At 75.2% G+C, this 23,545-nt stretch carries 17 protein-coding genes; 8 read left to right on the forward strand and 9 right to left on the reverse strand.

Annotated features, from left to right (window positions below; genetic code table 11):
• Positions 1-35: 35 nt before the first annotated feature.
• Entirely contained in the window at positions 36-1,811 is a 1,776-nt protein-coding gene (locus EES41_RS33085) for a BTAD domain-containing putative transcriptional regulator (protein WP_123081585.1), read from the forward strand.
• A gap of 281 nt (positions 1,812-2,092) precedes the next feature.
• Here EES41_RS33085 and EES41_RS33090 read toward each other — a convergent pair whose 3' ends face one another.
• On the reverse strand, positions 2,093-2,815 hold the full coding sequence (locus tag EES41_RS33090) for a response regulator transcription factor (RefSeq protein ID WP_123081586.1): 723 nt from the start codon (positions 2,813-2,815) through the stop codon (positions 2,093-2,095).
• Positions 2,816-2,995: 180 nt separating this feature from the next.
• Here EES41_RS33090 and EES41_RS33095 point away from each other — a divergent pair, with 180 nt between their 5' ends.
• Entirely contained in the window at positions 2,996-5,824 is a 2,829-nt protein-coding gene (locus EES41_RS33095; protein WP_123081587.1) for a BTAD domain-containing putative transcriptional regulator, read from the forward strand.
• Between the two features lie 88 nt (positions 5,825-5,912).
• Complete coding sequence (locus tag EES41_RS33100; protein WP_216827278.1) at positions 5,913-7,106, forward strand: hypothetical protein; 1,194 nt, start codon at positions 5,913-5,915, stop codon at positions 7,104-7,106.
• 16 nt (positions 7,107-7,122) lie between these two features.
• Here EES41_RS33100 and EES41_RS42190 read toward each other — a convergent pair whose 3' ends face one another.
• The 5 genes from EES41_RS42190 to EES41_RS33125 all read right to left on the reverse strand — a co-directional run bounded on the left by EES41_RS42190 (position 7,123) and on the right by EES41_RS33125 (position 12,054).
• Positions 7,123-8,649 (reverse strand): hypothetical protein, encoded by a 1,527-nt coding sequence (locus EES41_RS42190; protein ID WP_174261773.1) that lies wholly within the window; start codon positions 8,647-8,649, stop codon positions 7,123-7,125.
• Positions 8,650-8,659: 10 nt separating this feature from the next.
• Positions 8,660-9,766, reverse strand: a complete 1,107-nt coding sequence (locus EES41_RS33110) for a protein phosphatase 2C domain-containing protein (RefSeq protein WP_123081588.1) — start codon at positions 9,764-9,766, stop codon at positions 8,660-8,662.
• A 10-nt stretch (positions 9,767-9,776) separates the two neighbouring features.
• Complete coding sequence (locus EES41_RS33115; protein WP_073798677.1) at positions 9,777-10,457, reverse strand: VWA domain-containing protein; 681 nt, start codon at positions 10,455-10,457, stop codon at positions 9,777-9,779.
• Positions 10,458-10,733: 276 nt separating this feature from the next.
• The gene (locus EES41_RS33120; RefSeq protein WP_123081589.1) at positions 10,734-11,411 is read right to left on the reverse strand and encodes an RES family NAD+ phosphorylase; all 678 of its coding nucleotides are present in this window, start codon (positions 11,409-11,411) and stop codon (positions 10,734-10,736) included.
• Between the two features lies 1 nt (position 11,412).
• Complete coding sequence (locus EES41_RS33125; RefSeq protein WP_164496005.1) at positions 11,413-12,054, reverse strand: DUF3168 domain-containing protein; 642 nt, start codon at positions 12,052-12,054, stop codon at positions 11,413-11,415.
• A gap of 407 nt (positions 12,055-12,461) precedes the next feature.
• Here EES41_RS33125 and EES41_RS43915 point away from each other — a divergent pair, with 407 nt between their 5' ends.
• Together EES41_RS43915 and EES41_RS33135 are read left to right on the forward strand one after the other, a co-directional pair.
• A complete protein-coding gene (locus tag EES41_RS43915; RefSeq protein ID WP_123081591.1) occupies positions 12,462-17,816 on the forward strand; it encodes a CHAT domain-containing protein in 5,355 nt (1,784 codons plus the stop codon).
• A gap of 132 nt (positions 17,817-17,948) precedes the next feature.
• On the forward strand, positions 17,949-18,434 hold the full coding sequence (locus tag EES41_RS33135) for a hypothetical protein (RefSeq protein ID WP_164496006.1): 486 nt from the start codon (positions 17,949-17,951) through the stop codon (positions 18,432-18,434).
• On the opposite strand, the gene EES41_RS33140 is transcribed toward EES41_RS33135, so the two are convergent.
• Entirely contained in the window at positions 18,417-19,565 is a 1,149-nt protein-coding gene (locus EES41_RS33140) for an RNA polymerase sigma factor (RefSeq protein ID WP_123081593.1), read from the reverse strand. The genes EES41_RS33135 and EES41_RS33140 overlap by 18 nt on opposite strands.
• A gap of 8 nt (positions 19,566-19,573) precedes the next feature.
• Positions 19,574-19,981: a YciI family protein gene (locus EES41_RS33145; protein ID WP_123081594.1), complete on the reverse strand. Its 408-nt coding sequence runs from the start codon at positions 19,979-19,981 to the stop codon at positions 19,574-19,576.
• Between the two features lie 174 nt (positions 19,982-20,155).
• Between EES41_RS33145 and EES41_RS33150 the strand changes: the two genes are divergently transcribed.
• The gene (locus EES41_RS33150) at positions 20,156-21,280 is read left to right on the forward strand and encodes a polyprenyl synthetase family protein (protein WP_123081595.1); all 1,125 of its coding nucleotides are present in this window, start codon (positions 20,156-20,158) and stop codon (positions 21,278-21,280) included.
• A 6-nt stretch (positions 21,281-21,286) separates the two neighbouring features.
• Here the strand turns inward: EES41_RS33150 and EES41_RS33155 are convergent, their stop codons facing one another.
• Positions 21,287-22,012 (reverse strand): DUF4386 domain-containing protein, encoded by a 726-nt coding sequence (locus EES41_RS33155; RefSeq protein ID WP_123081596.1) that lies wholly within the window; start codon positions 22,010-22,012, stop codon positions 21,287-21,289.
• A gap of 142 nt (positions 22,013-22,154) precedes the next feature.
• On the opposite strand from EES41_RS33155, the gene EES41_RS33160 reads away from it, so the two are divergent.
• Together EES41_RS33160 and EES41_RS33165 are read left to right on the forward strand one after the other, a co-directional pair.
• Positions 22,155-22,889, forward strand: coding sequence for a TetR/AcrR family transcriptional regulator C-terminal domain-containing protein (locus EES41_RS33160; RefSeq protein ID WP_123081597.1), 735 nt, complete (start codon positions 22,155-22,157; stop codon positions 22,887-22,889).
• Positions 22,890-22,921: 32 nt separating this feature from the next.
• Entirely contained in the window at positions 22,922-23,542 is a 621-nt protein-coding gene (locus EES41_RS33165; RefSeq protein ID WP_123081598.1) for a nucleoside/nucleotide kinase family protein, read from the forward strand.
• Positions 23,543-23,545 lie beyond the last annotated feature (3 nt).

The raw sequence follows: 23,545 nt of genomic DNA on the forward strand, positions 1-23,545 counted from the left end.
TTCCCCTCAGCGGAGTCCGGGGAGCGGGGAGGTACGTGGCGGAGACGGAGCGCGGGTGCCCGGTCGCCGAGGGCGTACGGTTCCGGCTGCTCGGGCCGATGAGCGCGCGGACGGCCGACGGCGCCGCGCTGGCCCTGGGCCCGAACCAGCAGCGCGCGCTGCTCGCCGTACTGCTGCTGCGGGCGGGGCGGCCCGTGCCCGTGCCCGAGCTCTGCGACGCGCTGTGGGGAGAGCGCCCGCCGGTGCGCGCCGTGGGGACGGTACGGACGTACGCGTCCCGGCTGCGGGCCCTCTTCGAACCGGACCGCCCGGCCCGGGCGCCCGCCCGGATCCTCGTCTTCGCCTCCGGCGGGTACGCCCTGCGGCTGTCCCGCCCGGCGGTGGACATCCACGAGTTCGAGCGCGGGCTCACCGACGCCGCCCGGCTGCGAACCGCCGGAGCCGTCCGGCAGGCGTACCGCGCCCGGGAGCGCGCCCTCGCGCTCTGGACGGGCTGCCCGCTGGCCGGCCTCCCCGGCCCCCACGCCGAGGCCCGGCGCGACGAGCTCACCGGACTGTGGCTGACCGCCCGCGAGGCCCACTTCCACGACGCGCTGGAACTCGGCCTGGACCGCGAGACCGCGGCCGTCCCGGCCCTGCGCGCCTTCGCCGCGGAACACCCACTGCGCGAGCGCGCCCAGGAACTGCTCATGCGGGCCCTGCACCGGGCGGGCCGCACCGGCGAGGCGCTCGCCGTGTACGAGGCCACCCGCGAGACGCTCGCCCTCGAACTCGGCGCCACCCCCGGCCCCGGCCTGACCGCCCTGCACCACGCCCTCCGCCCCCGCTCCCGCCCGGCCCCCCGCCCCCTCGCGGGCGCGTGCGCCGAGGGGGGTGCGGCCGGGCCCTTCGTCGGGCGGGGTGCGGAGAGCGACCTCGTGCTCGGGGTGCTCGCCGGGGCGCCGGGGGCGGTGCCCGTCGCCGTGCTCACCGGTATGCCCGGCATCGGGAAGACGGCCCTCGCCGCCCATGTGGCCGAGCGGGCCCGGGAGCTGTTCCCCGACGGGGTGCTGCGGGCCGGCCTCGGCGCGGGCGCCGCCGCCCCGCTCGGCCGGCTCGTACGCGCCCTCGGGGCACCCGAAGCGGCGGTGCCGGACGGGACCGAGGCCCGGGCGGCGCTCTACCGCTCGCTGCTCGCCGGGCGGCGCGTGCTGCTCCTCCTGGACGGCGCCCGCGACACGGCCGGGCTGCTGCCCCTGCTGCCCGGGACGCCGGGGTGCGCGGCGCTGGTGACCTCGGCCTCGCGCGGGCTCGTCGTACCGGGGGCGCGGCCGGTCGAGGTACCGGAACTGGACGACGGCGCCGCGCTGGAGCTGCTCGGCGCCGTCGCGGGCGCCCGGCGGGCCCGCCAGGACCCCGCCGGGCTGCGCGAACTCGCCGCCCGGTGCGCCGGGCTGCCGCTCGCGCTGTACCTGGCCGGGCGGCGGCTACGGCTGGAGCCCGGCCTGTCGGCGGCGGAGCTGGCGTCCCCGGGCGGTACCGGGCCACTCGCGAGGCTACGGGCGGACGGCCGGGCGGTCGAGGACGGCTTCCGCCGCCGCGCCCAGGGGCTGTCGCCGGGCGCGCTCCGGGCCCTGCGGGCGACCGCGACGGCGCCGGACCGGTTCGGCCCGGCCGAGGTGGCCGCGCTGCTCGCCGCCGGCGAGCCCGAGGCGGCCGGCGCGATCGAGGAACTCGTCGACTCCGGGCTGCTGGCGCCCGGGGTGTCGGGCCGCTACCGCTGCCACCCGCTGGTCCGGGCCTTCGCCCGCCACCGGTTCGGCCCCGCTTAGGACGCCTCGCGCGGATCCCGCCCCGCCCGCGCCGCCGAGCCCCGCGGGAGCCGGCCTCGGCCCGTCGTCACCGTGACGCCCGGCCCGCGACGCCCGGCACCGCACCACGCCGCGTTGCCCAGGCGCCCGAGTACGTCCGGTACACGGGCGTCCCTCCGCCTCGCGACGCACGGCGCCGGACGCCGCGCCCCGGCCGACCCTTCCGGTCACCGACTGGGGCCTGTCTTCCGGGTCATGCCGGGCTCGCGGGGCCTGATCCGGCCTGATCCGAAAGACAGGCCCTAGATGTAGCCCTCGCGCAGCGCGTAAGCCACCGCGTGCGCGCGGTTGTTGAGCCGCAGCCGTGTCATCAGGCCGTGCAGGATGTTCTTGACGGTCCGCTCGGAGTAGCAGAGCTTCTCCGAGATCTGGCGGGTGTCCAGCCCCTCGGAGATGAGGCGCAGCACATCCGTCTCGCGCGGCGCCATGCCGAACAGCGTCGTGCAGGCCGCGCCCGGGGGCGTCGTCGTCCGCTGTGAGCGGCGCAGCCGGTGCATCTGCCCCAGCACCCGGCCGATCACGTCCGGCGGCAGCACGCATTCCCCCTGCGCGGCCTGCCGTACGGCCGTGACCAGCCGCTCCTCGGTCGCCTGGTGCCGCCAGACGATGGCCTGCACGCCGTACTCCACGACCGAGAACAGCTCCGATTCGCGCAGTTCGCGGGCGACGAGGACCACGCGCTGCTCGCCGCCGCGCAGGACCCGGCGCAGTTCGGCCGTCGAGCGTTCGTCGACCCGGTCGATCAGCATGACGGCCACTCTGGCCGCGGCGGGTCCGGTAGCGGGCTCGGCGGCCGGTCCGGCCGGTCCGGCGGGTTCGGCCGCGGGTCCGTCCTCCGGCGGCCACGGCACGACCCGCACCGCGGGCTGGCGTTCCAGGAGGCTGAGGACCCCGGCCCGGCTGAGCGGATCGGCAGCATGGATCGTCACGGTCACGCGGTCGGTGCGGTCGGTCAGAACCGGCATCGTCTTTTCCTTCCCCGAAGTCTTGCCGGATGAAGAGTGGCAAAGTCGGATCAACAGCCGATCGACGCCCGATGAGCGTTCCGAGTGATCCGTCCCCTTCCGCATGCCTTGGTACAGTTCCAGCTCGGTGGCAGGTACACGCACATTGCGCGCGTCCGTACGGGAGTTGGAAGAGGGATCATGAGCGGAACGCGCCCCGGAACGTACTTCTCCCTGCTCGGACCGGTCCAGGCGCACCGCGGCGATTCCCCGCTCCCGCTGGGCCCGCCCCAGCAGCGCGCCCTGCTCGCCATGCTGCTGTGCCGGCGCAACGCGGTCGTGGGCGTGGACGAGCTGATCGACGGCCTGTGGGGCGGGGAGCCGCCGCGCTCGGCGGTCGGCACGGTCAGGTCGTACGCCTACCGGCTGCGCCGCACCCTCGGCGGCGGGCTCGTCACCCACGGGCGGGGCTACGCCCTCCAGGTCGGCCCGGGGGAGCTGGACCTGACCCGCTTCGACGAGCTGACCGTCCGGGCGCGCGCCCACGTCTCGGCCGGGGACCCGCAAGCGGCGCGGGACCTGCTGGCGCGGGCCCTGGAGATGTGGCGGGGGCCCGCCCTCGCCGGGCTGCCCGGCCCGCAGGCGCGCATCCAGCGCGAACGGCTCGCCGAACTGCGGCTGTCGGTACTGATGGAGCGGGTCGAGCTGGACCTGCGGCTCGGCGGCCACGGCCGGCTCGTCGCCGAGCTGACCGGCCTGTGCCTGGAGCACCCCCTCAACGACCGGCTGCGCGCGTTCCGGGACGCCGCGCTGGAAGGCGGCGGCCGGGAACGGGAGGCGCGGACGACCCCGCCCGGCGCCGCGGCCCCCACCGCCACCCCCACCGCCACCGCCCCACCGCACTTACCCGTCCCGGCCCAACTCCCCTACGTACCCGCCGATTTCACAGGGCGCGCCGAGGTGGTACGGGACCTGCTCGACGCCCTGGTCCCGAAGGCCCCCGAGACGGTGGTCGTCTGCGCCGTCGGCGGGATCGGCGGCATCGGCAAGACCACCCTCGCCGTGCACACGGCCGGGCGGCTCAGGGAACACTTCCCCGACGGCCAGCTGTACGCGAACCTGCGCGGCGTACGCGAGGACCCGGCGGACCCCGCGGCCGTCCTCGCCGGATTCCTGCGCGCCCTCGGCGTCACGGACCCCGCGCTCCCCGAAGAGCCGAGGGAACGCGCCGCGCTCTACCGGACCCGCCTCGCGGGCAAGCGGATCCTGCTCGTCCTCGACGACGCCCGGGACACCGCCCAGATCGAGCCCCTCCTGCCCGGATCGCCCACCTGCGCCGTGCTCGTCACCAGCCGCAGCACCCTGTCCGGACTCCCGGCCGCCCGGCGCCTGCGCCTCGACGTCCTGCCCGCCGCCGAGGCGCTGGCCCTGCTCGGCCGGATCGTGGGGGAGGAGCGCATCGCCGCCGAGCCCGCCGAGGCCGCGGCCCTCGTCGAACGGTGCGGCGGGCTGCCCCTGGCGGTACGCATCGCGGGATCCCGGCTCGGGACGCGGCCGGCCTGGCGGCTCGCGGACTTCCTCCGGCTCCTCGACGGCCGCCGCCCCGCCCTCGGTCCCGGATTCGGCCCCGCCTTCCCCGGCCGGGACGGGCCCGAAGGCAGCGTCGAGGCCTGCTTCCGCCTCAGTTACGACCTGCTCGACGCGGGGCAGGCCCGGCTGTTCCGGCTCATGGCCGTCCCCCGCACCGCGACGCTGGACCTCGCCTCGGCGGCGGCGCTCGCCGGGCTGGACCCCGCCGGGGCGGAGCGGCACCTGGAACGGCTGACGGCGCTCGGCCTCCTGGAATCCCCGGCCCCGCTGACCTACCGGTTCCACGACCTGCTGGGGGAGTTCGCCGCCGCCCGGTCCGAGGAAGGTGACAGCCCCGGGGAACGTACGGCGGCCCTCCTGCGGCTGGCCGACCACATGCTGGCCTGCGCCCGGGAGGCGTACGCCGCCGAGCGCCCGGGCCACCCCCTCGTGGGCCTGCTGACACCCACGACCGCGCGGGGCACGCCCTTCGAAACCGGCCCCTCGCACATCGAGGCCGTGCTGGCCGTGGCCGTGCAGACCCTGGAGGCGCGGCCGTCGGCCGTCGGGCTGATCGCCGACACGCTCCTCGCACTCGACCCGGCGCTCGACGGCTCGTTCCTGTGGGCCGCGCTCCTCGCCCCCGCCCGCCGGGTCCTGCGTACCGCCGAGGAGCGGGAGGACATCCGCGCGGCCGGCCGGACCGGCTTCCTGCTGGGCTCGGCGCTCACCCGGCTGGGCCGGTTCGACGAGGCGGAGGCCGCCCTCCACGACGCCGAGCGGGCAGCGGCGGCGGCCGCGGACGAGGTGGTGCGCACCGAGATCCTGATCTGCCGGGCCGTCGCCCGTCAGGGCCGCGCCGACTGGACGGCGGCCGACGCGCTCTACCGGGAGGCCATCGCCGCGGGCACCGCCTGCGGCAACGCGTGGGGCACCACCAACGCCCGCTCGAACAGCGTCAGCACGCTGCTCCGCCTGCGCCGCTACGAGGAGGCCGCCGAGGCCTGCCGGCTCAGCCTCACCGCCGCCCGCGAGGGCGGTGACCGCTACGGGGAAGCCCACGCCCTGTACAGCCTCGGGATCGTGGCCCGCCACGGCGGCCGCGCGGCGGAGGCGGTCGCCCGGCACCGCGAGAGCGCCGAACTGGGCGTGCGCGGGGGCTACCCGGCCCTGGAGGTGATGAACCTGATCTCCGAGACCGCGGCCCACCTCGCGGCCGGCCACCCCCGGGAGGCCGTCGAGTGCGGCGAACGCGCGCTCGTCGCGGCCCAGCGCCTCGGCTGGCGCGCCGCGCAGGCCCGGACCCTGCGCCTGCTGGGCACCGCCCTGGCCGGATCCGGCGACCACGCCCGCGCGCGGACCCGTCTGACGCAGGCCCTGGCCCACCTCGAAGCCCTCGCCCTGCCCGAGGCCGCCCAGGCCTCGGCCGTCCTGGCCTCCCTCGCCCCTCCTGGACACTGATCATCAAGTCGGCGTATTCGCAGGCCGGTTGGGGCTCTCACGGCCCAAGCGGTTGCTGGTGCGCAGGGTGCGGCAGCATGCTGCACGCATGGAATTCTCTCCCACCGCCGCCACGCTGCCCGGCATCGTCGCCGAGCTGGGCCTGGTACGGGCCCATGGACTGCTGGGCCTGCGGAGCCTCGAACTCCCGCTGCTGCACGCCGCGTCGGCCGCCCACGGCGGCGGCGCGGATGGCGACGGCGGCCAGGAGATACGGCCGGGCGCCGTCGAGACGCTGTTGCGGGATGCCGTGGACACCCTGGGCGGCGGTGACCTGCAGACCGCCGCCGCCTACACGTTCGGGCTGACCCAGGGAGCGAGGGAGTGGGCGGCCCAGGACCGCAGGCGCCGGGCGGCCGGGGTGTTCCGGGTGAGCACCGACCGGTTCCGCAAGCACCACGAGAAACTGGTGCTCGCCGAGACGGCGGAGGCCGTGCTCAGCCTGTGCGCGGCGCACGGGACCGCCGGCGGATCCGCCGCGGCGCCCGCCCGGGCGGCCGGGCCCGCACCGCTCGGCCCGCTGCCGCTGGACCTCGTCCTCGGCGGCACGAAGGCCCGTATCACCGTGCACACCGGCCCCATCGAGTTCGTCACCGGCGTCGACGTCCTGGTCTCCTCCGAGAACACCTACCTGGAGATGTCGCGGACCTTCAGGCCGACCACCTCCGGGGCGCTGCGCCGCGCCGCCGCCCGCCAGAACGCGGCCGGCGGCATCGTGGACGACGTACTGGCCCGCGAACTGCACGACTGGCTGGTGCGGTTCGCCGCCCCCGGCCTGCCCGTCGCCCCGGGCACCGTCGTGGCCACCTCGGCCGGCGAGCTCGCCTCCCAGGGCGTCCGCCGGATCTACCACGCCGCCACCGTGATGCCGAGGTCCGACGGCGGCTACGACACCACGCCCGCCGTCGTCACGAAGGCGGTCCGGCAGGTCTTCGAGGAGGCCGCGGTGGAACGGGACGGCTTCGCCCCGCCCCTGACCTCGCTGTGCCTGCCGGTGCTCGGCGCCGGGCGAGGCGGCCTGGCACCGGCGGCGAGCCTGCGCGCGATGCTTGCCGCGATCGGCCCCGCGCTCGCCGAACGGCCCTACTGGGAGGTGCACCTCGCGGTGCGGCGGCCCGAGGTGGCCCGCGTCGTACTCGACGTCCTGGCGGAGTACCGCCCGATGACGGCGGCCCGCGCCCAGGACGCGCCCGCCGGACGGCCCGAGCACGCGCGGACGGCGGACGGCCGGCCCGAGGACTGACCGGCCCGGCGCCTCCTCAGCCCGCATCGGTCACGTCCTTCAGGCGGTACGAACTCGTCGTGCCGTCGGGCACGGTGACCCGGACCCGGTCCCCGTCGATCTCGTAGAGGTAGTCGCCCCGGGGCGCCCGGTACCCGGTGTCCGTCCTGGTCGCCGGGATCGTCATGGTGGGCGCGTCCGGCTGGTCCAGCAGCCCGCCGTGGTAGTACACCCTGTCGTCGACCGTCCGGCACAGGGTGATGTCGTGCCGCTCCGTCACGTAGTGCCGGAGCAGTACCGCGTCGCTCCCCGAACCGGCGGGCAGGTCCGCCGCGATCTCCGCCGGGCACGGCCGCCCGCCGGCGGACGGGCCGTGGCCCGCGCCGTCTTCCTCCCGGCCTTGGAACACGAGGTACCCGGCCCCGCCGATCAGGACGAGGACCAGGACCGCCACGAGCGCCCACCACCCGGAGTTGTTCCCCGAAGGCGGCGGCGGCGGGGGCGGCGGGGGCGGTGCGGCCCGCCGGGCGGGCGGCTGGTGTACGGGCCGCTGCGCGGGCCGCCGGGCGGGTACGAGCGCGGGCGCGGGCGCCGGCGCGGGGATCCGGGCGGCCGCCTTCGGCTGGGCGAACGCGGCCCGGTAGCCCTGGGCGTACTTGTCCAGCACATCGAGCGCGGGCCGGCGGAAGTTCCCCTTGTCGTCGAGGTAGACCGCTTGGAGGGTGCTGCGCCACTGCGCCGCCGTGGGCCGGTCGTGCGTGGCGAGCGGCTGGTCGAGCGCCCGGGCGAACATGCTCCGCAGCTTCGGGTCGAGGTGCTGCGGGAAGCCGGAGGCCCTGCTCCAGGTCCCGCCCACGTACTGCGGGCCGCCGGGGTTGAGGAACAGGCCCTTGTACAGGGCCAGCGCCAGCGCGTACCGGTCGCTGTAGCGGTCGTGCGCCGGGACCTTCCGGGCCTGTAGCCGCGGGTCCTCCCAGCCCGGGGTGCAGACGCCGTGCGCCGGCGCGGGGGAGAAGGAGCGGATCCCGTCGCTGTCGATCAGGTACGCGTGTGACGGCGACGGCCGCCAGACCAGGTTCTTCGCGGAGACGTCCCCGTGCAGCAGCTGCGCGGATTCGAGGAACGCGAAGATGTCGCACACCCGGATCAGCACCCCCACCCGGACCGCTGCCCGCGGCGGGTTCGCGCGGGCGAGGGAGAGGAAGTCGAGCGTGCGCGGACTCTTGCCGCCGCGCATGAAGTCGCCCGGGATCAGGGGCACGACGACACCGCTGACCTGCCGGCCCGAACGCACGATGTCGATGGGCCAGTTGACCGAGGAGTCGGCGGTCTCGGCGAAGGAGCCCGCAGCTTCGGCGCGGGCCACGACGGCTTGCCCCACCTGCTGGATCCGGGTCAGCTGCGCGATGTCGGCGGGGTCCGCCAACGGTGTGCGGTACTCCTTGTAGACCCGCACGACCCCTTTGTCGTCACGGCAGCGGTACAGCTTGGCCTGGCCGCCGCTGTTCAGCTCGGCGTCGTCCACGGCGTACCGGCGGCCGGAGGAACCGCTGAGATGACGCATGACCGGTTCCTCACGGTTCCAGGCGGGGGATGTGGTCGAGGGGCGCGGACCAGGTGATCAGCGCCGTACGGTCGTCGTGGGAGCCCTGGCGGCGGTAGCGCAGGGAGTCGAGCATCCGGGCGGGGCCGCAGGGCACCGACCAGCGCGAGGCCAGCCAGGTCCGTACGGACGGCGAGTCGAACAGGTCGATCGCCAGCCCGTCGGTGGTGACGACGACCGCGTCCACCCCGGCCAGAGAGACAGGGGCGTACTCGGCCACCCGGGCCGCGTCCTCGCAGGGCAGGTACGCCGTGACGACGTTGGCCGGCCCCTCGCTCGCGGCCGGGAAGGGGGCCTCGTAACTGCCCCGGGCGAGGGTGAAGACGTTGCAGTCGCCGACCCGTACGGCATGCCCGGGGAGGGCGTGCCGTGCCTCGCCCTCACCCTCGGCGGGCAACGGCAGCCAGCACACCGCGACGGTGGCCGCGAGGTCCGAGTCCGTCAAGGGTTCCAGGACGGCCGCGCGATGACGCCGTACCGCCGCGTTCCCGATGACGAGGACCTCCCGCAGGACGTCCTGCGGGGCCTCGGCCATCCGCTGCCCCGTGATGTGGGCGGCGGCCTCGCAGAGGTACGAGGCCAGCAGTCCCGCGCCGGTCTGCGCCGTCGTGGGCCGTGAGCCGAGGCCGTCGCAGACGACCAGGACGAGCCCGGAGCCGTCGTGGGTGGCGGTATACCGGTAGACGTCCTGGCCGGACGTGCCGTGCAGCAGGTGCGAGGTGCCGGTCAGGCTGGCCGCCGCGATCCAGCGGCCCCGCAGCAGCCCGCCGTCCGCGCGCATCCCGGGCAGGCCGGTGGGCACACCGGTCAGCAGGGGCGCGGGCAGCGGGGACAGCGGCCCGGTGCGGGGAGCCTCGGTGGGCAACTCCGCGTATCCGGCGTCCTGTTCGGCCGTCACCACCTCGGCCGTCACGGCCTCGGCGGCGGGCGTGTCGTGCGTACCGTCCTGCTGGGTGTCCGGTGCGTCCGCCGGCTCCGGGGCGGTGGCCCCGGAGCCGGACGGGCCGGCGGGAGGAGCGGGGGCGGCCGTGGCCGCCGACGGCTCCTCCCGGGTGCCGCGCCACCACTTGGGACTCATCGACGGCCCGTCAGTTCGTGAAGACCGGCAGCGGCGTCAGCCCGGTGGACTCCGGAATGGTCAGCCCCGCCGCGCCCCCCGCCTGGAACGAACCGGAGGTCGTCTTGATGCTCATGAGCACGGTGTGCAGGATCTCCTTGACCGCCACCGCCGGGTCCATGTCCTCGGCGAAGAAGGCGTGCCGGGTGGACACCTGGGCGATCACGTCGCGGTTCGCCTGCCCGAATCCGAAACTCACCACCTCCGCGCCGTACTTGTCCTCCTTGCTCCGCAGCCGGTCGAAGCCGCTCTTCCAGCTCTGCGAGGAGTTGTGCTGGCCGTCGCTGAGGAAGAACACCACCGGCCGGTGGTAGCGCGCGCCCCGGCCGAGGGCGCCGATGCCGTCGACGAGCGCCTCGCGGCCGACCCTGAACCCCTCGGCGAAGTCGGTGCCGCCCTGCGGGCTGAGCGTGGGCATCCGCGCGTGGGCCATGTCGCTGAGCGGCAGGACGCAGGCGGCCGTGTCGGAGAACGTGACCACCGAGACGCGGGCGATCTCACCGGTGGTCGGGTCGTCCAGGATCGCCCGCTGCATGGCGGGGAGCGCGGTGTTCATCGCCGCCATCGGGCCGCCCGACATCGACCCGGACACGTCGATGAGAAGGCAGACGGGGAATACCGCGGGACGTTCCGATTGCGAGAACTGAGACACGGGAACTCCAATTCGTGCGGACGCGCGAGACGGGCATGGAAGTGACCGGAAGGGAAAGGGAGGGAATGCCGGGTAATCGGCATGAGGAATGGAGCGGCTCGCGGCGCATTCCGCGCCTCGCGGCTCCGCATTCCCCCTGATCGCGTCCCTCCACTATGCACGATCGGGGAGGGTGATCGAGCGCTGTTTTCCGTATCTTGAGGGAATTCCCGGAGGACGCCCGGGCTTCGCCCGGATCGCGCCCGGCCCGCACCCGGGGCCGGGCGCCCGGCGGCTTCAGTCCGCGGGTGCGCCGACCCGCGCGCAGTACGGGTCCAACGCGCTGTCGAGCCAGCGCCGGCCCGCGCTGTCGTCGAGGTCGATGCCGCCCGGGACGGGGCGCAGGACCTCGTTCCCGTCCTCGCGGACCAGCGGGCCGAAGCGGTCGCCGAAGAGCACCGCGGTGGGCTCCGGATGGTTCTGCCTGGAGGTCCAGATCAGCCCCTGCGCCCAGTCGGCCTGCCCGCGCAGCCAGTGGCCCCAGCGCCGGGTGAAGGGGTAGTCGGGGGATTCGGACTGGATCAGCCAGGTGCCCTGGTTGACCGCGCTCATCGCGCGGCGGTCGAGCAGCGAGAGCAGCGTGACGTCGGTCAGCAGCTCCAGCCGGGACAGGCGCCGGTCCTCGATGGCGCTGTACGAGACCACGCGCGGCTCCCCGTCGTCGACCGGGAGCTCCTTCAGCAGGCTCTCGACGATGGCGGTCTCGGCGCTGGGGGCCAGGTAGAGGTAGGAGTACTCGTCGTTGAGGGTGCTGTCGAACCGGGTGCCGCCGAAGTGGTGGTCGACCACGGTCGCGTTGAAGTCGGCCGCCGAGCGGCTCTTGCGGTGCACCCGGTAGAGCGTCGTCCCGGCGGGCCAGACCACCTGGTGCGGTGTGCCCGCGAGCTTGCCGGGGAGTTTCGCCGGACGTGCCACGTCAGTCCCCCTCGCCCACGGCCCGGGCCGCGGCCATCAGTTCGTCGTCCGGGACGCTGCCCAGGACCTCCGCCGGCGGGGCCGCGAGCCAGTGGTTGGGCCCCAGCCACCAGTCCGCGGCGCCCCACGGGTCCTTGGAGGCCCTGAGCACCTCGTTGATGGCCAGGACCAGCGGCACCGGGACGCAGTCCTCCTGGAACTGGAACGACGGCAGCCGCACCTCCCCGCCCTTCCGGGTCAGCCGGATCAGGTGCGGCTGCCGGGGATCCTGCCGCAGCACCTCCCTGACCTGGGCCTCGGAGAGCGAGGAGGCGGAGAGCAGCCGCTCGCGGATGCGGTCCCACGCGGACGGCGCCGCGGGGCCCGCCGGCTCGGCCCGGTGGTGCGACGGCCGGGTGCCCGAGGACCGGACGGGCACGTGATGGCCGTGCCGGGTGGCCATCCGGCGGATGAGCCCGGGCGCCGCCGACCGGTCGGGCGCCATGGTCGAGCGCCACCGGCGCAGGGCGGGGTCGTCGGCCGGGAGCCGGCCGCGCACATGGGCCGCCACCGCCTCGCCGACCGCCCTGAGCCCGTCGTCGTCCGAGACGTTCGCGAACAGCCCCAGCAAACGATCGAGCTGAATGCGATCAGCTTCGGTCAAACGTTCGCGTATATCGTCAGGATTCGATTCCAGGTCGGCCAGAATCGAAAGATCAATATCGTCCATGCATCGTTCCCCCTCGCGCGTCTGCCAGTACGCTCCGGGACGGCAAAGCGGTCGCCATGAGCGTACTGGAAAAACCGGATCGGTCCACCGAGTGCGCCATCCATATTGCCAGGCGCGCACCTCGCCGGGCAGAATCGCAGCGTCCCCGCCACGCCATCGTGAAGGCAAGGGGTAAAGAAGGGGATACGGGGACCGCGACGGCCCCCGGGGGGAGTCGGGGATCTGGGCACCGTGAACTTCCGGTGCCGCGGGAAAACAGGCTGACGGCGGACCGGCGTCCGCTCCGGATCGTAAATTCCGGCCGCCGGACCGGGCCGTCGCGGAAGAGCAACGGGGGGATCATGGACGCGTCAGGGAGCGACGACATCCGGGCGCTGGAGCGGGAGATCGCCGCGCTGCGCGAGCGGGCCCGGGTCCTGCACCCCGGTGGTCAGGAGCGCTGGAACACCGAAGCCGACCTCGCGGAACTCCTGTTCGTCCACGCCCTGGAGGTCGCCTCGGCCGGGGCGGTGACCGCCGCCGGGGCGCCCCTGCTCCCGGACGGTCTCGCCGAGGCCCGCGCCCTGCTCGACCGGCTGCTGTCCCAGCACCGCCCCGGCAGCGCCTCGTACCACTGGGCCTGCCTGCTCGCGGCCCGCGCCGCCCGGGTCGAGGCCGAGCTGACCGGCGATCCGGACGCGCGGGACGCGGCGATCGAGCAGTTCGAGACCGCGATCGCGCCGCTGCCCCCGCACGGGCCCGACGCCTTCCCGCCGCTGCCGGGCGAACCCGAGTGGTGGACGCCCGCCCTGGCCGTGGACGCCCGGTGCGAACTGGGCCTCGCCCTGTACAACCGCAGCCGCGAGCTCACCGGCGGGGGCCGGTCCCGGGACCTGGACCGCATCGTCGCCCTTCTCACCCCCGTGGTGGACGGGCCCGACGCCGGGCTCGCCCAGGACCTCCAGGTGGCACTGGCCTGTCTGGGACTCGCTCTCGCCGACCGGTCGCGCGCCCCCGACCACCGCGCCCCGGACCGGCTGGCCGACCGTACCGAGGCGATCGGCAGGCTCCGCGCCGCCCGCGAGACCCCCTCGGAGGACGAGGTGCCGGGAGCCGTCCCGTTCCAGCTGGCGCTGCTCCTCTTCTGCGAGCACGACGACGGCTGCGGCGGTTCCGAGGGCGCCGACGGCCACGGACCGTACGCCCGGCCGACCGGGGAACTCGACGAAGCGCTCGCCCTGCTGTGGCCGTTGACCCGGGATCCGTCGGCCGACGGCGGCGAGGCGACGGAACTCGCCACCATGACCGCCCGGCACCTGTACGAACACGACGGCGGCCCGGCCGCCGAGACGGCCCTGATCGAATGGCACCGCAGGGCGATCGACCACCCCGGCACCCAGCGCCGCCAAGTGCGCGCCAACCGGACGGACTTGGCACTGCTGCTCATCGACCGGGCCGAGCGCGGCGCCCCGGCGTCCGCCCCCGGGGCGCCAGGCCGCTCCGATGACCTCGGCGAAGCCGCCCGGCACCTCGAACTCGCCCTCGACGACCTCGCCTTGAAGGAGCGGGCCCCGACCGTACGGCTCCGGGCGGCGGACGAGCCGCCCGAGACCGACGCGGACCGCGCCGAGGAACGGCTCAACATCCTCCTCGGGCTCGTCACGCTGCTGAGCATGCTCCTGCCCGAGAGCTCCGACGACGCCCGGCTCGACCGCCTGATCCGCCGCGGGCAGGAGCTGATCGACGTCATCCCCGACGCCGACACCGAGCGCGGCGGCGCCTGCCTGCGGCTCGCCCTCGCCCTCTTCGAGCGGACCTCCCGGCGCACACTGCCGCAGCTGCCCGCCCTGCTGATGCGCGCGATGACCCAGGACCGGGCCGACCCGGGGATCTCCCTCGTCGCCAACGTCCCGGGGGTTCGGGAGGACAACGAGCTGGCGATCGCCCTGCTGCGGACCGGAGTCGGCCTCTACGGCTACGAGGACGAGCTCTACGAGGCCGCCGCCATCGCGCTGGCGGTGAGCCTGCTCATCGGCTACACGGTCCGGCTGCCCGAGCGGGACACCGCGCTGATCCGGGATGCGGTGCGCTGGTTCCGCATCGTCCTGGACCGCGTGCCCGAGGGCGGCGAGCTCCACAGCCCGGACCTGGAGGACCTGTTCATCGGAGCGCTGCTCAACAGCGTCTGGACCAGCGAGCCGTTCGTACGGGCGCAGGCCGCCTCGTGGCGCGACGGAGAGGGGATCCCCGACGTCTCCCGCAACCAGAGCGTCGAGGACGACCTCCAGAGCCTCAGGCACCTGCTGGAGACGGCCGCGCGCCGCCGCGAACGGCCCGTGCCCGTCTACGAGATGGTGCTCCTGCTGATCACCTTCATGCGCGGCAAGGGCGAGCTGGACGACGCGGCGGCACGGCACTGGCGCGACCGGCTCCGGCGGGCATCGGCGTACACCGACCCGGCCGAGGAATCGCTGAAGGGCTTCCTGCTGATGGCGGCCGGGGCGTTCGGGTACGAGCTGGCGCGGCGCGGCGCCGCCGGCCCGGCCGAACTCGCCGAGGCCGACGGGCTGTTGCGCGAGGGCGCGCGCCACATGCCGCCGGGCAGCGACTTCGCGGAGTGGGCCGGGGAGCTGCGGGCGACCGGGCCCGCCACGCTGATCCAGCAGCTGCTGGGCGTGTTCACGGGCGGCGCCGGGGCCCCCGGGGCGGCAGCGGCGGGAGCCCCCGGGGCGGCCCGCCGCCCGGCGGACGAGTCCGTACGCGCCCCCGGCCCCGCGCGACCGCCGGGCTCCGCCCGCCCGCCGGGGCCCGTCCGGCCCCCGACCCGGTCGGCGCCCGCCGAGGCGGAGGACATCCCGCTGTCCGCGGCGGCGGTCCTGCCCGGAGACGGCAGCCCGTACCCCTTCACCGAACCCGTGGGCCGCGTCCTCGAAATCGTCACCGGGCCGGCCGGTCCGGCCGGGCAGCGGTCCGCCCCCGTCATGGCCGCGCACGCCCTGGCGCTGCACCGGCGGTGGCTGCACGAGAGCGAGATCGCCGACCTCGCCGACGCCGTCACCCTCACCCGGCGGGCGATCGCCGCCGCGGACGGCACCGACGGCCCTCTGGCCGACCGGCTGTCGCTGCTGCTCGCGGGCATGCTGCGCGACCGGTACCTGCTGATCGGCGACCGGATGGACCTCCACGCAGCCCGAACGGCGTACGAGCGACTGCGCGACCGGTCCGACCCGCGCGCCCCGCACCCCGAACTCGCCACGCTGCTGGCGCGGCCCGGCACCGCAGGACAGCCCGACCTCGCGGCCCTGCTGCGGCCCGGCCGCCCGGCGGCCCCCGGCGGCTTCTCCGCCGAGCTCCTCGCGGCCGCCGCCCTGACCGGACTGCTCGCCGCCCGCGAGGACGGCGCCGCCGACCGGGCCGCGGCGGAACTCGCCGAGGCCGCGGCGGCGCTGCCCGCCGACCACCCCCTACTGCCCGCCGTACTCAGCGAGTCGGGCCTCTTCCGCGCCACCCGGGCGGCCCGCGCCGACGACCTCGCGGCCCTGCGCGCGGCCGTCGAGGACGTCGTACGGGCGGCCGCCCTCTGCCCGCCCGGCAGCGCGCACCGGGCGCCGCTGCTGCTCCGCGCGGCCGCCGTGCTGTGCGCGCACTCCGACGCGCTGGACGCGGCCGACCCGGCCGGCCCCGCCGCCCCCGGCTCCCGTACGAGCTCCCTCGACCGCGGCATCGACCTGCTGTCCGGCGCGGTCGACGAGGCGGGGCCGAGCTTCCACGGGGCCCGGGCCCGCTGCCGGTACGGGCTGGGGCGCCTGCTGCTCACCCGCTTCCGGCGCACCCGCGACCGAGCCGACCTCGACCGGGCCGTCGGCCTCCTCCGCGACGCCCGTACGGCCGTCCTCTCCCGCCCGGGCGACCCGTTCACGGTGCTCCTCACGCGGGCCCTGGCCGAGGCGCTGCGGGCCCACGGTCCCGAGGACCCGGACCACCGCGCGCAGTCCCGGGAGGTGGCCAAGTCCGTACTCGCGGCGCACGGCCGGGCCGTGCTGCTCCAGACCGGCACCGAGACCGCCCTCGACTCCGCCCGCGCGGCCGGCTCCGACATGATGCGCCTGGTCGAGTGGTGCCTCAGGGACGGCCGTACGGAAGAGGCGCTGGAAGCCCTGGAACTGGGGCGCGGACTGGTGCTGAACGCGGCGACCGTCGCCGCCTCCGTACCCGAACTGCTGGAGCGGGAGGGCCGGCCGGAGCTGGCGGAGGCATGGCGGCGGGCCGATCCCGGCCGGGTCCCCGGCACTCCGGCCGACGGCCCCGTGGTCATCCCCGACGGACTGCGGCTGCTCGTGCTCCAGGCGCTGGAGGGCGGCCCGGCGGAACGCCGCATCCTCTCCGCGCCCACACCGGCCGAGATCGGCCGGGCGCTGCGGACGGTCGGTCACGACGCGCTGGTCCATCTGATCCCGGGCCGGGACGGGGCCGGCGACGCCCTGATCGTGACCGCGACCGGCGTGGTGGAGCGGCTGCGGCTGCCGGGGCTGTGCGTCACCGACGACGGCCCGGCGGCCGCGTACGGCGAGGCCCTCCAGGAGTTCGCCGCGGCCACCCGGGAGCCGGTCGTGCTGCCGGGGGAGAACGACCCGGCCGTGATGTGGGAGCTCTACCGGCGCGGCCGCAAGCGCCTGGGCCGGGCCTCGGACCGGTGGCGCGGCGCCCTGGACCCGCTCTGCTCCTGGGCCGGCGAAGTGGCGATGGCCGCGGTGATCGAGCACGTCGGGGCGGGGCGGCGGCACCGGCCGGCCCGGCTGGTGCTGTCCCCGGTGGGCATGCTCGGGATGGTCCCCTGGCACGCCGCGCGACTGCCGGGCGCGCCCGGAGCGCCCGGGGCTTCCGGGGCGCCCGGCGGCGGCTACGCCTGCGGCCGGGCGGTGATCTCGTACTGCTCCACCTCCCGTCAGCTGGTGGAGGTGGCGGCCCGGGCGCGGCTGCCGTGGGACGGCGCGCAGGCGGTGGTCGCCGACCCGGGCGGCACCCCGGCCATGCACGAGGAGGCCCGGCTGATCGCGGCGCTGTACCCGGGGGCCACCGTCGTCGGGCCGGTCGACGACGTGCCCGAGCCCGGCGGCCCCGGCAGCCGCCCGCCGTCCCGGCCGGCCACGGCGGCGGCGGTGGCACCGCTGCTGCCGGGCCGCGGCGGGTCCAGCGCGGCCGTCTGCCACGTCAACTGCCACGCCACCGCCCGGGCGACGCCCTCCGCGTCCAGCCTCGACCTGCACCCCGCCGCGCCTGTGCCGCAGGTGCTGACCCTGGCGGAGATCCAGGCCCTCGCCCACGGCCGCGACCCGTCGGCGCCCGGCGGTCTGCTGGTCCTCGCCAACTGCACCAGTGACCTGACCCTGGCCGACTACGACGAGGCGCTGACCCTGTCGACGGCGTTCCTCACGTCGGGCGCCGCCTCGGTGGTCGGCTCCCTCTGGGCGATCGCCGACGACATCCGCACCTCGATGGTGATGTACGTGTTCCACCACTACCTCACCGGCCGCGGACTGCCCGGGCACCCGGAGGCGGTGGGCTCGCCCGCCGACGCGCTGCGCGCCGCGCAGCTCTGGATGCTCGACCCGCACCGGATCGTCCCGCCCGCGCTGTCCGCCGTACTGGAGGCGCGTCCCGAACTCGACCTCGACGCCCCGCACATCTGGGCCGCCTTTACCCACCACGGGCACTGACGTCACTCCATTACCGTATTTCGCCACAGCCGTCGATTTCGGCCGTGTTCTCTGTCACGATGGTACGAGGAAAGCCTCAAAAGAGATCGGGAAAACCCGGGGGGAAATGTGGCCAGGTACGATCAAGCGGCCATGGTGGCGGCACTGAAATTCGCCCACAGCAATCTCGACGGATTGAAAGTCAAGGAGCTGGTCGACAAAAAGGGAATCGACGGGTACATCAACCACTGCGCCTTGCTCGCGGCGACGACCGGTGTGGCGTCGGGGATGGGCGGCGCCGCCACGCTGGTGCTGGGCGTCCCGGCGGACATGGCCAACACCATCGCGCAGCAGTTCCGCGTCACGATGGCGGTGATCTACCACAAGACCGGGAGTTACTCGCTCTCGTTCGAGGAATTCATGAAGATCGTGGCCGTGTCGCTCGGGGTGGAGGTCGGAACTCAGGTCGTCGTGCGCGTGGCGGCGGAAATCTTCAAACGACTCACGGCGAAGATCGCGGGGAAGTTCGTCCCCATCCTCGGCGGTGTTATCGGCGGGGGACTGAATTACGGCTTCATCACGGCCCAGGGAAAGGCCCTGCTCGCGCTGGATTTCGACAAGTTATCCAGTTCTTCGTAGCTGGGTGAGGCGGGCGGCCCGGCGCGTCAGATGGTCGCGCTCGGCGAGGTTGGACGCCTTCCGGGCCGCCTCGGCGTACAGCCGTGCCGCCGTCTCCAGGTCGCCGTCCCGCTCGTGGAGGTACGCCGCCACCGCGGTGTGGCGGGGCAGCGCGTCGTCCAGCGCCGCGAGCGCCGCCAGCCCGGCGCGCGGACCGTCGGCCTCGCCGACGGCCACCGCGCGGTTGAGCCGGACGACCGGGCTGTCCGTCAGGCGTACGAGCTCGTCGTACCACTCGACGATCTGCACCCAGTCGGTCTCCCCGGCGGTGGGCGCGTCGGCATGGAGTGCCGCGATGGCGGCCTGAGCCTGGAACTCGCCCAGCCGGTCGCGGGCGAGGGCCGCCCGCAGGATCGCGACGCCCTCGGCGATCATCGCGGTGTCCCAGCGGCCGCGGTCCTGCTCGGCGAGCGGTACGAGGCTGCCGTCGGGCCCGGTCCGGGCGGAGCGCCGGGCGTGGTGGAGCAGCATGAGGGCGAGCAGCCCGGCCACCTCGGGGTGGTCGATCGCGGCCGCGAGCTGCCGGGTGAGCCGGATGGCCTCGGCGGCGAGGTCGACGTCGCCGGAGTAGCCCTCGTTGAAGACCAGGTAGAGGACGCGCAGTACGGTGGCGACGTCGCCGGGCTGGTCGAACCGCACCCCGGAGACGGTGCGCTTGGCCCGGCTGATGCGCTGCGCCATGGTCGCCTCGGGCACCAGGTAGGCCCGGGCGATCTGGCGGGTGGTCAGCCCGCCCACGGCGCGCAGCGTGAGCGCGACCGCGGACGACGGCGTCAGCGCCGGGTGGGCGCACAGGAAGTACAGCTGGAGCGTGTCGTCCACACCCGGCGCGGGTCCCGGCGCGGGCTCCTCGTCGACGAGGTCCTCGCGCCGGCGCCGGGCGGTGTCCGACCGGGCCGCGTCGAGGAACCGGCGCCAGGCCACGGTGACCAGCCAGCCCTTCGGGTCCCGCGGCATGTCCGTCGGCCAGACGCGGACCGCCTCGACCAGCGCCTCTTGCAGGGCGTCCTCGGCCGCCGCGAAGTCTGCTCCGCGGCGGACGAGGATCCCGAGCACGCTCGGGGTGAGGCTCCTGAGCAAGGCCTCGTTCATCGGCGAGGTCACTCCGTGATGGTGGGCGGCGCGGTCAGGAACGGGCGCAGTTCGAGCCACTCGTGGATCGGCTTCCCGCCCGCCCCGGGGGCGGCGGACAGCTCTCCGGCCAGCTCGACGGCGCGCTCGTAACTGTCGACGTCGATCACCATCCAGCCGGCGATGAGGTCCTTGGTCTCGGCGAACGGGCCGTCGGTGACGGGCGGGCGGCCCTCGCCGTCGTACCGGACGAAGGTCCCCCCGGGAGCGAGCGCCTGACCGTCGACGAACTCGCCGGTCCCCTCCAGCCGGTCGGCGAAGTCCTGCATGTACCGCATGTGGGCCGAGATCTCCTCCGGCGTCCACTGGTCCATGGGCACGTCGTTGACCGCCGCGGGCGCGCCCCGGTAGTGCTTGAGAAGCAGGTACTTGGCCATGGTGGTTCTCCTCGTACGGGTGCGGCCCATTCTGGCCGCGTTCACCCCGGGGACGGAGCGGGCCACGGGTTCTCGACATCGCCGTCGGATTTTTTTCGCGGCATCCTGCCCACCCGCACCCGCACCCGCACCCGCACCCCACGCCTGCCGGCCCGGTCGCCGATACTGATCTCCATGCACGCCACGGTCAACGCCGCCGCCCTGGAACGCGTCCTCGGGCACCGGACCCGCTTCGACGCCCGGTTCGGGCAGTACTTCGACAGCCTCGCCGGGCGCTTCGACCTGCCGGTGCCGAGCCGGTACGTCCCCCGGTGCCTGGACCTCCTGCGGGACCTCTCGATGCGCGGCGGCAAGCGACTGCGGGTCGTCCTGCTGTACGAGGCGGCCCGGCTGGTCACCACCGAGGAGGTGCCGGGGCTCGCGGAGGCCGCCCTGAGCATCGAACTGCTCCAGACCCACGGGCTCGTCCACGACGACATCATCGACGACGCGCCCCTGCGCCGCGGCGGCCCCTCGACGTACTACGCCTACCGCCGGGAGTTCCCCGGCAACGGGGCCACCGCCCTCGGGCTCGCGGTGCTCGCCGGTGACCTCGCCGGGTTCCTCTCCACGCAGGTCCTGCTGGAGGCCGAGGCGCCCGTCGCGCTCCGCCAGGCCCTGCTCGGCGTACAGACGCGCACCGCGGCGGAGACCGTGGCCGGGCAGATCGCCGACCTGGAGCGGGACGCCCACGCGCTGCCCGACGAGGAATTCCTGCACACCGTCACCGACTTCAAGAGCGCGCGGTACTCGGTCCTGGCGCCGCTGACGATGGGTCTGCTGGCGGCGGGCGAGGATCCGGCGCCGCACCGCGCCCGGCTGCACCGGTACGCCAGGCTGGTGGGCGTCAGCGAGCAGATGCGCGACGACTGCCTCGACCTCTTCGGCCCCTTCGGCGAGGACGCGGGCGAGGACGCGGGCGCGGGCGCGGCTCCCGCGGTCGCGGACAAGTCCACCGGGGCCGACATCCGCTCCGGCCGCCGCACCTACGCCGTCCGTGCGGTCCTGGCCGCCGCGACCGGGGCCGACGCCGCCCTCGTCGAAGCCGCGCTGGGCGATCCCCGCTGCCCGGACGCCACCCTGGAACGGATCCGGGAGATCGCCCGCGCCGCCGGAGTGGACGGCCGGCTGAAGGCGGAGATCCGGCGCCACGCGGAGGAGGCCGCCGCCGAGGCAGCGTCCTGGGAACCGTACTGGCGGGCGGAGGCCGTGGAGTTCTTCCGGAGCCTGCCGATGTGGAACGTGGACCGGATGCCTTGAGCGCCCTCACCCGGTGAGGGCGTCCACGCGGGCGCGGGCACCCTCACCGGCGCCGTCACCGGCCGCCTCGTCGAAGCCCTTGAAGAGCAGCCGGACCGCCAGGGTCACCTCCCAGGCGAAGACGGGCAGGGCCGCGAGCGAACCCGCCACGGAGACCTGCTCGTAGACCCCGAACAGCACGGCGGTCGCCGAGGCACAGATCAGCGCGCCGCCGGCCAGCCCGAGCACGGCGACGGCCCGCGGCACCAGCCGCGAGGTGTACATCAGGCAGGCCAGTACCAGGGTGTTGGCCCCGAGGGCGAAGTTGGGCCCGAGCAGGAACGTCCAGTCGTGCAGCGCCACCAGGGTCTTCCCGGCCGTGACGAGGGAGGCGGCGTCGGCGGCGCCCGACGGGCCGGCGGACCGTCTCAGCGTCACGACCGCCAGCACGCTGACGATGCCGACCACGATGACGGCGGCCTCCAGCAGGCGCCCGCAGACGTAGCCGACGGCGGCTCCTTCGCCGCGCCGCCGCAGGACCGGGTACAGCGCGGCCCCGGTGCCCATGACCGCCAGCGCGAGCACGAGTTCGCACAGCGCCCCCAGGAACACCCGGGTGTCGGCGCCGGATCCGAGGATGTAGCCGGGGCCCTCCAGAACGGGGCGGTAGAGCGCGAGTCCGCCGATCGCCGCGACCTCCGTGACGAGGAACAACGCACCCGCGACGACCGCGAGCCTCCTGGTTTCACTCATGCGGAACAGCCCCTCCCTCGATGGGTGTACGGCGTACACCCGGCATCTGGCGCTCACGGTAGGTGTACGTCGTACACTCGTCAAGGCGGGATGCCATCCACGCCCGCCCGCCCGGCGGAAATGACGACCAGGGAGAACCGACATGCCGGCCGACGTGCCAGCCGAGGAGTCACGCCGGACCCCCTTGAGCCGGGACCGGGTGCTGCGCGCCGCCGTCGCCTTCGCCGACGGCGCCGGGATCGAGGCGCTGAGCATGCGCAGGCTCGCCCAGGAACTGGGCGTCGTGCCGATGGCGCTCTACAAGCACGTGGCCAACAAGGAGGAACTCCTCGACGGGATGGTGGAGGCTGTCGTCGCCGGCCTCGACCCCCACGCGCCGGGAGCCGACTGGAAGAGCGCGGTCCGCCGCCGGATCCTCGGGGCCCGCGACGCCCTCATGCGGCACGCCTGGGCGGCCCAGGTGATCCGCTCGCGCAGCAGCCCGACCCCGGCCGTGCTCGCGTACCTGGACTCCGTGATCGGGATGTTCCGGGCCGGCGGCTTCTCGCTCGACCTCACCCACCACGCGATGCACGCCCTCGGCAGCCGGGTGCTGGGCCTCACCGAGGAACTGTTCGACGCCCCGCCGGGCCCCGAACCACGAGCGACGGCGTCGGCACCGGCACCGGACCCGGCGCAGACGGCCGCGCGCGAGGCGATGGCCCTGCGGTACCCCCATGTCACCGAGCTGGCCGGGGCGGTGGCCCATGACCGGAGCTCCGTCGTGGGGGGCCGGGGCTGCGACGACCGGTTCGAGTTCGAGTTCGCGCTGGACCTCCTCCTGGACGGATTCGAACGACTCCACGGGCAGGGCTGGACGTCGGCCCCCCGCCCGTGACGGGGATCCGCGCGGTGCCGCAGGATGGGGGCATGGAGTTCGCGGAACTGGAGGAGCGGGCGCGTACGCTCGCGGCGTCGGGCAGCAGGCGGATCCTCGGGATCGCCGGACCGCCCGGGGCGGGAAAGTCGACACTGGCCGCGCGCCTCGCCCGGGCCCTCGGGGCTGAACTGGCCGTCGCCGTACCGATGGACGGGTTCCACCTCGCGCAGGCCGAACTCGTCCGGCTCGGCCGGGCGGACCGCAAGGGCGCGCCCGACACCTTCGACGCCGCCGGATACGCGGCGCTGCTGCGGCGGCTGCGCGCCGCCCCCGGGGAGGGGGCCGGGGCGGTCTACGCCCCGGCCTTCGACCGGGCCCTGGAAGAGCCGGTCGCCGGGAGCATCCGGGTCGGCCCGGCCGTACGCCTGGTGATCACCGAGGGCAACTACCTGCTGTACGGGGCGGGGGAGTGGGCGCAGGTACGGCCGCTCCTCGACGAGGCTTGGTTCCTCGCCCCCGACGACGCGGTCCGCGTCCGGCGGCTCGTCGACCGCCACGTCCGCCACGGGCGGGACCGGCCGGCCGCCGAGGAGTGGGTGTCCCGCTCGGACGAGTCGAACGCCCGTCTGGTCGCCCCGGGCCGGGCGGGAGCGGACCTGGTGCTGGAATGAGGC

The organism is Streptomyces sp. ADI95-16 (assembly GCF_003721495.1).
GTDB lineage: Bacteria > Actinomycetota > Actinomycetes > Streptomycetales > Streptomycetaceae > Streptomyces > Streptomyces goshikiensis.